This is a genomic window from Halomonas sp., assembly GCF_034520545.1.
Taxonomy (GTDB): domain Bacteria; phylum Pseudomonadota; class Gammaproteobacteria; order Pseudomonadales; family Halomonadaceae; genus Halomonas.
The window spans coordinates 195,354-207,033 of the sequence record NZ_JAXHNN010000002.1 but is presented as its reverse complement, the minus strand read 5'-3'; the positions used below and the strand labels follow the sequence as shown (position 1 = coordinate 207,033).

Genomic DNA, 11,680 nt, shown 5'->3' with positions numbered 1-11,680 from the left:
CTTCAGAATTTCTGGAGCTTCTCCAGGTCGAAGCGGTCTGCATTCATCACCTTGGTCCAGGCCTTGATGAAGTCCTTGACGAACTTCTCCTGGTTGTCGTCCTGAGCGTATACCTCGGCATAGGAGCGCAGGATGGAGTTGGAGCCAAATACCAGGTCGATGCGGCTGGCGGTCCACTTCACCTGGTCGCTCTTGCGGTCGCGAATCTCGTAGAGATTGCTGCCCGCCGGCTTCCAGGCGTTGTCCATGTCGGTCAGGTTGACGAAGAAGTCGTTGGTCAACTGACCCTCGCGGTCGGTGAACACGCCGTGCTTGCTACCACCGTGGTTGGTGCCGAGCATCCGCATGCCGCCGACCAGCACGGTCATTTCCGGACCGGTCAGGCCCATCAACTGAGCGCGATCGAGAAGCATCTCCTCCGGCTTGACCACGTAGTCCTTCTTGAGCCAGTTGCGGAAGCCATCGGCCAGCGGCTCCAGCGGCTCGAACGACTCGGCATCGGTCATCTCGTCGGAGGCGTCGCCGCGGCCCGGCGAGAAGGGTACCAGGACGTCGTGCCCGGCGGCCTTAGCGGCCTGCTCGATACCCACGCTGCCTGCCAGCACGATGACATCGGCCACGCTGGCGCCAGACTCGGCGGCGATCTTCTCGTAGGCCTTCAGCACCTTGGACAGGCGATCCGGCTCGTTGCCTTCCCAGTCCTTCTGCGGGGCCAGGCGGATGCGCGCACCGTTGGCACCGCCGCGCATGTCGGAGCCGCGGAAGGTGCGGGCGCTGTCCCAGGCGGTGCTGACCATCTCGCCGATGGACACGCCGCTTTCGGCGATCATCTCCTTGACGGCTTCGACGGAGTAGTTGGTGTTACCGGCCGGTATCGGATCCTGCCAGATCAGGTCCTCGTCCGGCACGTCCGGACCGATGTAGCGCGACTTCGGCCCCAGGTCGCGATGGATCAGCTTGAACCAGGCGCGGCCGAAGGCGTCCTGGAAGCGCTCCGGATCCTTGCGGAAATCCTCGAGGATCTTCCGGTAGGTCGGGTCCACCTTCATGCCCATGTCGGCGTCGGTCATGATCGGGTTGTGGCGGATGGACGGGTCGCTGGCATCGACCGGCTTGTCCTCCTCCTTCATGTCCACCGGCTCCCACTGATTGGCGCCGGCGGGGCTCTTCTTCAGCTCCCACTCGTGGTCGAGCAGTGCGTCGAAGTAGCCCATGTCGAACTCGAGGGGGTTCTTGGTCCAGGCACCCTCGATGCCGGAGGTGATCGCGTTGGAAGCCTTGCCCTGCATGTTGGGGTTGTGCCAGCCCAGGCCTTGCTCCTCGACGTCGGTAGCCTCGGGCTCCGCGCCCAGCGCTTCGGCATCACCGTTGCCGTGGCACTTGCCGACGGTATGCCCGCCGATGGTCAGCGCCGCGGTCTCCTCGTCGTTCATCGCCATGCGCGCGAAGGTCTCGCGCACCTGCTCGGCGGTCTTGAGCGGGTCAGGGTTGCCGTTCACGCCCTCGGGGTTGACGTAGATCAGGCCCATCTGCACCGCGGCCAGCGGGTTCTCCATGGTGTCGGGCTTGTCGACGTCGTCATAGCGCTCGTCGGAGGGCGCCAGCCACTCCTTCTCGGCTCCCCAGTAGATGTCCTTCTCGGGGTGCCAGATGTCCTCGCGGCCGAAGGAGAAGCCGAAGGTCTTCAGGCCCATGGATTCATAGGCCTCGTTGCCGGCCAGGATGATCAGGTCGGCCCAGCTGATCTTGTTGCCGTACTTCTTCTTGATCGGCCACAGCAGGCGGCGTGCCTTGTCGAGGCTGGCGTTGTCCGGCCAGCTGTTGATGGGCGCGAAGCGCTGGTTGCCGGTGCCGCCGCCGCCGCGGCCGTCGGCAATGCGGTAGGTGCCGGCGGCGTGCCAGGAGAGGCGGATCATCAGGCCGCCGTAGTGGCCCCAGTCGGCCGGCCACCACGCCTGGCTTTCGGTCAACAGGGCGTGCATGTCCTTCTTCAGGGCGTCGAAGTCGAGCTTCTTGACCTCCTCGCGGTAGTCGTAGTCCTCGCCCATCGGGTCGGTCTTGCGGTCATGCTGGTGCAGGATGTCCAGGTTCAGGTTTTCGGGCCACCAGTCCATGTTCGAATTACCCGTGGCCGTGTTCCCGCCGTGCATCACCGGGCATTTGCCGGGGTTCTGCTGATCACCCATATCGCTCTCCAATCTGGCTGCGTTGTATGAACTGCTACCTGTGTATAGACGATGGCAGTCCTGCGGGACAATGAGACGAGTCAACCATGCGTCATGAGCGGCGCGACGATCGGTTCTCACTGCCCTATACCTTCAACTTACGCTCCGATAGTCCATCAGCTCAATGTGACATTACCGACCATCTCGATAGCTATTCTGTATTGGAGGCGGGGGCCGGCACCGTCAGTGTACGTGTCTCGCCCATCAAGAAGCCGCGGTTGGCCTCCAGGGCCTCGCGCAGGAAGTCCCACAGCAGGCGTACCCTGGCCAGGCGGCGCTGCTCCTGGCGGGCGGTGATCCAGAACTGTCGATCGATCGCGACTTCCTCCTCCAGCACGTTCACCAGTGCCTCCGAGGCGCTGGCCATGAAGCAGGGCAGCACGGCCAGGCCCGCGCCGTGCAGGCAGGCGGCGTGCTGGGTGGTGACGCTGGTGCTGCGCATGGCGAAGTGCGGCCCGGGGTGGCCGATCACCGCAGGGTCGAGCAGCGGCTCCAGGTAGCTGAGCTGCTCGCTGAAGATCAGGTCGTCGACGTAGCCCACCAGGCGGTGCTCGCCCAGTTCGGCGAGCCGCCCCGGCCGGCCGTGGCGAGCCAGGTACCCCTCGCTGCCGTAGAGGCGCAGCCGGTAGTCGCACAGTCGCGAGATCACCAGCCCCGGGCTCACCGGCCGCTCCACGGTGATGGCCAGGTCGGCCTCGTGGCGGCTCAGATTGACCACCCGGGGCAGGGCGAGCAGGTCCAGGGTGACGCCCGGGTGGCGGCTGCAGAAGGCCGAGAGCAGCGGGGCGATCACCCAGGTGCCGAAGCCCTCGGTGACGCCCAGGCGGATCTGGCCGCTGATCTGGTGGTTCTTGTCGGTCAGGCTCTCGCCGGCCTCGAAGGCGTGGCGGGCCATCTCCTCGGCGTGGGCGAGCAACTGCTGGCCGGCTTCGGTGAGGTGGTAGCCGTGGGTGCTACGCTCGAACAGCTGGGTGTTGAGTGTCTGTTCGAAGCGTCGGGTGCGCCGCGACAGGGTGGAGTGGTCCAGCCCGAGGCGGCGGGCAGCATCGGTGAGTCGTTCGCTGCGCGCCACCTCGAGGAAGATCTGGATGTCCTGCCAATCGAGCATGGAGGCCCTCGTTGGACGTGTATTATAGCCAGCTCTGGTAATCGGAGTATTGTGCATTAACGCACAAACAATGTGTCCGAGTACCCGTTGTCATGCTGTCCGACGTCCGGATAGACTCATTATCATCATCTTCCGTGTATTTATACACATAAAGTCTAATGCTTGGGCGATCCGCGGCTGCAATCCAGTAACCAGCCGATCCCCTGGCAGTCACCGCACAGAGAGGAGCACGCCCCATGTCCGTTCGCGAAATCCCCATGTATATCGATGGCCAGCCCGTCCAGTCCCAGAGCCAGGAGTGGCGCGAAGTGGTGAACCCGGCCACCCAGGAAGTGGTTGCGCGGGTGCCGTTCTGCACTGCCGAGGAGGTAGAGAGGGCCGTGGCCAGTGCCAAGGAGGCCTTCAAGACCTGGCGCAAGGTGCCGCTGGGCAAGCGCATGCGCATCATGCTCAAGCTGCAGGCACTGATCCGTGACAACACCGCCGAGCTGGCCGCGCTGATCACCGAAGAGCACGGCAAGACCTTGCCCGACGCCGAGGGCGAGGTGGGCCGCGGCCTGGAAGTGGTGGAGCACGCCTGCTCGATCACCTCCCTGCAACTGGGCGAGCTGGCCGAGAACGCTGCCAGCGAGGTCGACGTCTACAGCATGCACCAGCCGCTGGGGGTGGGTGCCGGCATCACCGCCTTCAACTTCCCGATCATGCTGCCCTGCTTCATGTTCCCGATGGCCATCGCCACCGGTAATACTTTCGTGCTCAAGCCCTCCGAGCAGGATCCGACCTCCACCATGCGCCTGGTCGAGCTGGCGCACGAGGCGGGCATTCCGGCCGGCGTGCTCAACGTGGTCCACGGCGGCCCGGACGTGGCCAACCAGATTGCCGACCATGCCGATATCAAGGCGCTCTCCTTCATCGGTTCCACCCATGTGGGCTCGCTGCTCTATAACCGTTCCGCTGCCGCCGGCAAGCGCATGCAGTCGATGATGGGCGCCAAGAACCACTGTGTGGTGATGCCGGATGCCAACCGCAGCCAGGCGATCAACAACCTGCTGGGCTCTGCCTTCGGCGCCGCCGGCCAGCGCTGCATGGCCAACTCCGTGGTGGTACTGGTGGGCGAGGCCCGCGAGTGGCTGGACGACCTCGTCGAGGGCGCGCGCAACATGAAGGTCGGCCCCGGCACCCAGCGTGATGCCGACCTGGGCCCGCTCGTTTCGCCGCAGGCCAAGGAGCGCGTTGAGCGCCTGATCGACGCCGGCGAGAAGGAAGGCGCCAAGCTGATGGTAGACGGCCGCGGCTGTCAGGTGGAAGGCTACCCGGACGGCAACTTCGTCGGCCCCACCCTGTTCGCCGACGTGACGGCGGAGATGACCATCTACCGCGAGGAGATCTTCGGCCCGGTGCTGTGCGTGGTGAGCGTCGAGACGCTGGATGAGGCGATCGAGTTCATCAACGCCAATCCCAATGGTAACGGCACCTCCATCTTCACCAACTCCGGCTGGGTGGCGCGCCGTTTCGAGACCGACATCGACGTTGGCCAGATCGGCATCAACGTGCCGATTCCGGTACCGGTCGCCTACTTCAGCTTCACCGGCTCGCGCGGCTCCAAGCTGGGCGACCTGGGCCCCAACGGCAAGCAGGCCATTGCCTTCTGGACCCAGACCAAGACCGTCACCGCCCGCTGGTTCGAGCCGGAGAACGTCTCCAGCGGCATCAACAGCACCATCTCGCTGGGCTGATCCTTCCAGCACCGCGACCCAACGGCCCCGTCTCGAGAGAGGCGGGGCCGTCTTCGTCTAGGGTAGGCACAAGAGGGGGGCCTGCTCCTGCAGGATCCCCATTCATTGTAGTTCGACGCCTCGATGATTGGCGCTGGCAGGTGTCCGATGCTTCCTCTCCCCAGAAGGCGTATGGACACGTGCCTGACGTTGACGTTAACTGAAGCACTGAGACAACGACCACAATGTTTGGAGCCTACATGACCCCGCCGATCAGCCGTTTTCCCGTTCCCGAATCGATCCACGACCTGCCCGAGGATGTGCGCGACGCCATGCTGGCGGTGCAGGAGAAGGCCGGCTTCGTGCCCAACGTTTTCCTGATGCTGGCCCACCGGCCAGCCGAGTTCCGCGCCTTCTTCGCCTACCACGACGCCCTGATGGAGCGGGAGTCCGACACGCTGACCAAGGCAGAGAAGGAGATGATCGTGGTGGCCACCAGCGCCCGGAATCGCTGCCTCTACTGCGTGGTGGCCCACGGCGCCCTGGTGCGGATCTACAGCAAGAATCCGCTGCTCGCCGATCAGGTGGCCATCAACCACCGTACGGCGCCAATCAGCGAACGCCACCGCACCATGCTGGATTTCGCCATGTACTGCGGCCTGGAAGTGGGCGAGCTCACCGACGACTGGGAGGCTCGTCTGGAAGCGGCCGGATTCACCCAGGACGATATCTGGGACATCGGCGCCATCACCGCCTTCTTCGGCCTCTCGAACCGGCTGGTCACCCTTACCGGCACGCCGCCTAACGAAGAGTTCTACCTGATGGGGCGAGTGCCGCGGGAGAAGTGAGGGACAACCTGATCATTCCTTGGCGCTATCCTCAAGTAGCCTAAGCACCGGCGCCAGCTGGCTTTCGTGCAACAGCAGTACACTATCGCCACCGGCGCCTTCGCAGGGTGCCACCACGGCGAATTCGCCTTCCTCCAGATGGAATTCGTGGATCTCGCGGGGCCCTTGCGGTCTCTGGCAGTAGATCGAGCGTTAGGGGTCGTCCTCGCTGTAAGTGAGGCGGTGGTAGACCTTGAAGAAGGTGTAAAGCGTCAGGCCATGCTCGAAGGCGGGCCAGCGGGCGGGGATGGGGCAGGTCTCCTCGTCGAGCGCTTGGCCGCTGGCTTCGGCAGCAGCAATGGCCTGCTCAAGTGGTTTGGCCAGCAGGGAGGTGTTGTCGCGGGGCAGCGGCTGCTGATTCTCGAACGCCTGCCGGTAGTCATCGGCTACCTGACGAAGCGCTGCCAGCGAGCATGGCCGGTGTTCGCTGTGGCATAGCTCGGCGGGCTCCGAAGCTGCCGTTCTCCCAGCCGTGGATGACGCGAAGCATCAGCGTGCCATGGTTCATCGGCCTCAGCATCAGCGCCTGGGTGGCCACGCGTAGGCGTTGCAGGCGCTCCGTGGCGGCGTTTTCGAAGGCACCGTAGGGCTCGGTGATGATCGCATGCAAGCGACCTGAAACATGTTCCTTGGCTTCCGTGTAGGCATCTCGGGGTTCCGGCACGGGTGGTCGTCACGGTGAGGCGGCGTTATGATGCCCCTCGATCACCTCAAAATCGGCCATCCCGGCCGTGGCTTGAGGCGCGATCCCACAATCCATTCACTGTCGCCAGGGGAGTCCCATCACGCTCATGACGTGAGGGGCTGAGAGAGCGCCAAGCGCTGACCCTGGAACCTGATCCGGTTCATACCGGCGGAGGAAGTGCGACATGCCTTACCTGACGTCTGCCGTGCTCGGCGCGGCGCTGCTCTGCTTTGCTTTCCTGGGCCTGAGGGCCCGACGGGCCGATGGCCCCCTCGATGACTATGTGACCGCCCGCAATTCCCAGACGGCCTCGACCCTGGGATTGTCCTTCCTGGCCTCCGGCATGGGCGCCTGGATTCTCTTCGCGCCGCCGGAAATCGGCGCCTTCGTCGGCCCGGTGGCGCTGGCCGGCTACGCCATCGGCTCGGCGCTGCCGCTGGCGATCCTGGCGCGCTACGGCCCGGCCATTCGCCGCCACCTGCCGCAAGGGCGCAGCATCGGCGAGTTCGCCGAAGCTTGCTATGGCGTAGGTGTGCGTCGCTGGGTGTCGCTGGTCTCGGTGTTCTACATGGCGCTCTTCCTGACCGCGGAGTTGACCGCCATCGGCTCGATCACCGCGCTGTTATCGGACGTGCCGCCGGCCCTGGTGGTCATTGGGGTGGCGGTGACAACGCTTGTCTACACGGCGGTCGGCGGCCTGCGGGCGAGCCTGGCCACCGACCGCTGGCAGGCCTGGCTGTTGATCGCCCTGCTGATCCTGGTGGCCGGCGTGGCGCTGAACCGCCTACCCGAGATGCCCGTGGACGCCACCCTGCCGTCGATTCCAGTGGGCAGCGCCCTGGGCGTGGCGCTGACCCTGGTGATCGCCGTCACGGCGGCCAACCTCTTCCATCAGGGCTACTGGCAGCGGGTCTGGTCGGCCCGCGACGATCGCGCCCTGGCGCGCGGGGCCTGGCTGGGTAGCGGTATCACCGTGCTGGTGGTGGCGGTGGTCGGGGGCCTGGGCATGCTCGCCGCCATGAGTGGACTGGACCTCGGGGCCCCGCCGATCCCCTTCTTCGCCCTGCTTTCCGCCGCACCCGACTGGCTGGCCCTGCCGGCCCTGGTGCTGGCGGTCTCGCTGGTGGTCTCCAGCGTGGATAGCCTGCAGAACGGCATCGCCACCCTGGTGGTGGCGGGCTCGGGCAGGCGCGGCCTGTCGATCACGGCGGCCCGCTGGGCGACGGTGGCGCTGATGGTGCCGGTGGTTATTCTGGCCCTGCAGGGGCTCTCGGTGCTGCGGCTCTTCCTGATTGCCGACCTGTTGTGTGCCGCCATCGTGGTGCCGGTGCTGCTGGGCATCTGGTCGCGCATGACGCCGCTGGCCGCGGTGGCCGGCGGTGTGGCGGGCATGCTCGGCACCATCCTGCCGGGGTGGGTCACTCAGGGTAGCCTTTCTGCCGGCGTGCTGGCGGCCAGCTTCCCCGGAAGCATTCCGACCCTGGCACCCTTCCTGGGGGCGTTGCTTGCCTCCACCCTGGTCAGCCTGCTGATTGCCTGGCTTCGGCCGGGGACGAGATTCCACCTGGCAAACAAGGGAGACGCCTGATGACGACTCTTTCTGACTGGAACGCCTGGGCCGACGGCCGAGAATCGGCCCGTATCACCGATTGGCTGCGCGAGATCAGCGAGCCTGACTGGTCGGCTACGGTGAACCATCCGCTGTTCGATGCCCTGGCCGAGGGTCGGCTGTCGGGGGAGGACTTCGCTGCCTACATGGTGCAGGACTATGGCTTCGTCGATCCTTTCACCGCGCTGATCGGCCACGCCATCGGTCAGGCGCCGACCATGGATGACCGGGTGGTGCTGGGGCAGTTCATGGGCATGCTGACCAGCGACGAGAACAGCACCTTCCAGCGCACCTTCGAAGCCTTCGATGTGCCGGAGGCCCAGCGCGAGACGCCGGACTACCTGCCGGAGACCCGAGAATTTCGTGAGCTGCTGCACGATACTGGCCAGGGCGGCCACTACGCCGAGATACTGGCCGTGCTGGTGGTCACCGAGTGGGTCTATCTCGAGTGGGCGCTGCGCGTCACTCGCGTGGACGGGCTGCACCCGCTGATGAGCGAGTGGATCGATCTGCACGACAACCACCCCTTCCAGGAGTTTGTAACCTGGCTGCTCCGCCGCCTGGACGAGGAGGCCGCGTCGCTGGACGATACTGACTTCGCCCGCATGGCCGAGCGCTTCCGCGAGACCGTGGTGCTGGAGCGGCGCTTCCACGATGCCGTGCAGCCGCGCTGAGCAGCTCGGCCAGAGAGAATAAGTAACGGCCCCGGTCAATCATCCGGCCTGGGCCTTGCGATGCTCAGCAAAAAACCGCGACCAGGGCGTCGTAATCGTCCTCGGTTTCGGGAGCGTTTAGCTAGGGGGGCGGAGACGTACCGGCAATGGCTCATCCACATCCGGCTGGCCAACGCACCAGGCCCCAGCCGTAGATGGGGTCCTTGCCCAGAGGGCCAAGGTCCAGGGCTGACTCAAACGAGTTTTGCAACCAGTCGTTATAAAGACGCTTCTCTGCCATCAGGGCAGCGAGCACGAAGGGTACCGCGTACGAGGTGCCGGAATGGTAGGCGGTGCCGTTTTCAGTGGCTGCCCAGACATGCACACCCGGGGCAGCAAAGTCGAGGTAATCGCCTAGATTGGCGCGTTCGTAATGTCGTTTATTGGCATCCACCGCGGTAACCGCGATCACACCCGGGTGGGCGGCCGGATAGACGGCGGGACCTTCCGGGCCCAGGCTGCCGGCGGCCGCTACCAGCAGGATCTCCTGTGCCAACAGCCGCTGCAGCACAAGATCGAGGATTCGATTCTCTCGCCCGCCAAGACTCAGGTTGATGGCCTCGACTCCCTGCCCAAGCAGCCAGTCCATTCCCCTGGCGAGGATGTCGGTGGTGGTATCGGTGTCGTTGCCACGCTGGCGAAAGACGGCGGCGACGGAAATCGAGGCCTCCTGCATCAAGGGCGTGAAGCCTTGGTCCGGATCTCCGACCCAGAGGCTGGCAATTGCCGTGCCGTGGTCGCTCGGCGCGGGTGTCGGGCCGGCGAATTGCGCCATATCGATCGAACGGCCGGCCAGCGCGGGATGCCCAGGATTCACGGCGGTATCGAGCAGGCCGACCCGGACATTGCCCAGACAAGACGTGCTATCCATCGACAGGCCGATCATCTCCTGCCCGTAGCGCTGGCGGGGCCCGGCCATTAGCCGATAACGCTGGTTGACGTCCAGGCGGATGTTCGGGGACTCGCGCCGGATCTCAGTCAGCAGTGCCAGGGTGTCGGCTCCGGTGGGGAGTCGGAAGACACTGATGACCAGACCGAGCTGCTCCAATGCCTGGCGGCTCTTGATCCGCAACCGGTAGCCCGCCAGTTCGCGCGCCATTGCCACGGCATCGGGCATGTCCTCGCTGATCAGTACCAGTTCTCCGGGCTCGAAATCACCGACTGCGTTTGACGGGGTCCGGTCCGTCGACACTATGGATGCCTGGTCATCGGTGGATGAAAAGGCGGGGGGTGGGATCGAGGAAGGCCCACTGCCTATCAGACTGCCGCCGCGCTCCACTCTCGGTTGGCGAGGCCCGCTTTCTTCCGGCGGCGAGTCGGGTTCGGGTGTCGGCTCTGTTTCGGCAGTCGGGACAGCTTCCTGATCTTCCGCCTCTCGCTCGGCTTTCCGGCTGACCGCTGGCTCGGTGGCTTCGTCGCGAGTCTCGGTGATGACGTTCTCGATCAAGGGGCGTGCCATATCGCGGCGTTGGGGATCGATGTCCTGGCCATGGGCACTGCCGGCCACAAGCAGCAGGGCGCCTGCCAGCAACCATGTTGCTGAACCAGGGCTGAGCCTGGCATGTGCCGAATCAGCGGTATCAGGGTGGATCACGGCGCACTCACCTCCTCGATAAAGGGCAATCCCTCAAGCTGCCGGTGTATGGCGTCGACATCGCTATCCGGTGGCAGTTGAACAGTGTAGAGGCCCAGTGCACCTGGGCCATCGACGATGCGTGCCTCACTTGCCCCCAGGCTCTCATTGATCTGTTCGACAGTAGCGTTGGTGTGAAAGGCGATCTGCAGCCGTGGCGCCTGACTGGCGGTCTCGCCGGACAACGGAGCCCAGTCGCTGTCGGTGGACTGAGGGGTCAACTGGAAGCCGGTCTGGATGGCGAGCAGCAGGCAGGCTGCCAGGGCCAATGGCTTCCAGTAGCGCCGCGTATTGGCACTCGTTGGCGAGCTGTCGACTGTCTCCTGCTGGATGTCTCGCTTGAGGCGAGCCAGCCCGAGCTCGACAGGCGGCTCGTCGGCCGATTGTTGCAGAGTGTCTTTCAGGGCCTGCAGGAACTCGACCTCGCCTGCCAGGTCGGGATTCTCTGCCATGGCCTTTTCCACTTGGCGGCGTTCCTCGGCATCGAGCCGGCCATTCACGTAAAGGGGCAGCGTCTCTTCGATGTTGTTGTTCATGACGTTCATGCGGCCCCCATTCCGGCAGCTGTCAGATGTTGCTTTATCAACTTCTTGGCATGGTGGACGCGTGACTTCACGGTACCCTCGGGAACATCGATGATCCGGCTGATCTCCTCGTAGTTGAGCTCCTCGAAGAACACCAGGTGAAGAATTTCGCGGTGCTCGGTCGAGAGCCTTGCCATGCACTGCGTCAGGCGTTCCTTGTCGCGGACCGCCAGGGTCAGTGCTTCGACATCGGCACCCGGAGATTCATCGATCATGGTCTCGTCCAGTTCGGTGGATTGTCGACGACCCTGCTGTCGCCACAGGTCCAGTACCTTGTGGTGGGCGATGCCCAGCAGCCAGGTGGTGACTCTGGCCCTTCCCTGGAAACGTTCGGCGGAGCGCCAGACTTCCAGCATGGTGTCATTGAGTAGGTCGTTGGCCGTGAAGGGGTCGTTCAATTTCGAAAGCACGAAATGATAGACACGCCTCTGATGGCGCCGATAGAACTCACCCAGGGCTTGCATGTCCTGGTTCGCGATGGCGATCAGCAACTCGTCATCCTGGCGGTCATCCATGGCAAC

The 11,680-nt window shown here is 64.7% G+C and carries 10 protein-coding genes and 1 riboswitch; of the genes, 5 read left to right on the top strand and 5 right to left on the bottom strand.

Translation table 11 applies throughout. The features are described 5' to 3' along the window. Positions 1-2: 2 nt before the first annotated feature. Together katG and U5L98_RS00980 are read right to left on the bottom strand one after the other, a co-directional pair. Positions 3-2,186 carry a catalase/peroxidase HPI gene (gene katG, locus U5L98_RS00985; protein WP_322556485.1) on the bottom strand — a complete coding sequence of 728 codons (2,184 nt, stop codon included), beginning with the start codon at positions 2,184-2,186 and terminating at the stop codon, positions 3-5. A 190-nt stretch (positions 2,187-2,376) separates the two neighbouring features. Further along, positions 2,377-3,333: a LysR family transcriptional regulator gene (locus tag U5L98_RS00980; RefSeq protein ID WP_322556484.1), complete on the bottom strand. Its 957-nt coding sequence runs from the start codon at positions 3,331-3,333 to the stop codon at positions 2,377-2,379. Positions 3,334-3,569: 236 nt separating this feature from the next. On the opposite strand from U5L98_RS00980, the gene U5L98_RS00975 reads away from it, so the two are divergent. The 5 genes from U5L98_RS00975 (at position 3,570) to U5L98_RS00955 (ending at position 8,903) form a co-directional block, all read left to right on the top strand. Beyond that, on the top strand, positions 3,570-5,069 hold the full coding sequence (locus U5L98_RS00975) for a CoA-acylating methylmalonate-semialdehyde dehydrogenase (protein ID WP_322556483.1): 1,500 nt from the start codon (positions 3,570-3,572) through the stop codon (positions 5,067-5,069). A gap of 239 nt (positions 5,070-5,308) precedes the next feature. Next, a complete protein-coding gene (locus U5L98_RS00970) occupies positions 5,309-5,896 on the top strand; it encodes a peroxidase-related enzyme (protein WP_322556482.1) in 588 nt (195 codons plus the stop codon). A gap of 66 nt (positions 5,897-5,962) precedes the next feature. Further along, entirely contained in the window at positions 5,963-6,373 is a 411-nt protein-coding gene (locus tag U5L98_RS00965) for a hypothetical protein (protein WP_322556481.1), read from the top strand. 323 nt (positions 6,374-6,696) lie between these two features. Next, positions 6,697-6,815, top strand: a riboswitch (TPP riboswitch). Continuing rightward, complete coding sequence (locus U5L98_RS00960) at positions 6,805-8,208, top strand: sodium:solute symporter (protein WP_322556480.1); 1,404 nt, start codon at positions 6,805-6,807, stop codon at positions 8,206-8,208. Its footprint overlaps the riboswitch before it by 11 nt. Then, positions 8,208-8,903, top strand: a complete 696-nt coding sequence (locus U5L98_RS00955; protein WP_322556479.1) for a TenA family protein — start codon at positions 8,208-8,210, stop codon at positions 8,901-8,903. The genes U5L98_RS00960 and U5L98_RS00955 overlap by 1 nt, the downstream gene beginning before the upstream one ends. 151 nt (positions 8,904-9,054) lie before the next feature. Here the strand turns inward: U5L98_RS00955 and U5L98_RS00950 are convergent, their stop codons facing one another. Genes U5L98_RS00950 through U5L98_RS00940 form a run of 3 tightly spaced genes read right to left on the bottom strand, consistent with a single transcriptional unit; the run spans position 9,055 to position 11,674 of the window. Next, positions 9,055-10,536 carry a S8 family serine peptidase gene (locus tag U5L98_RS00950; RefSeq protein ID WP_322556478.1) on the bottom strand — a complete coding sequence of 494 codons (1,482 nt, stop codon included), beginning with the start codon at positions 10,534-10,536 and terminating at the stop codon, positions 9,055-9,057. Continuing rightward, on the bottom strand, positions 10,533-11,120 hold the full coding sequence (locus U5L98_RS00945; protein WP_322556477.1) for a hypothetical protein: 588 nt from the start codon (positions 11,118-11,120) through the stop codon (positions 10,533-10,535). Before U5L98_RS00945 ends, U5L98_RS00950 begins: the two co-directional genes overlap by 4 nt. Further along, positions 11,117-11,674: a sigma-70 family RNA polymerase sigma factor gene (locus U5L98_RS00940; RefSeq protein WP_322556476.1), complete on the bottom strand. Its 558-nt coding sequence runs from the start codon at positions 11,672-11,674 to the stop codon at positions 11,117-11,119. Before U5L98_RS00940 ends, U5L98_RS00945 begins: the two co-directional genes overlap by 4 nt. Positions 11,675-11,680 lie beyond the last annotated feature (6 nt).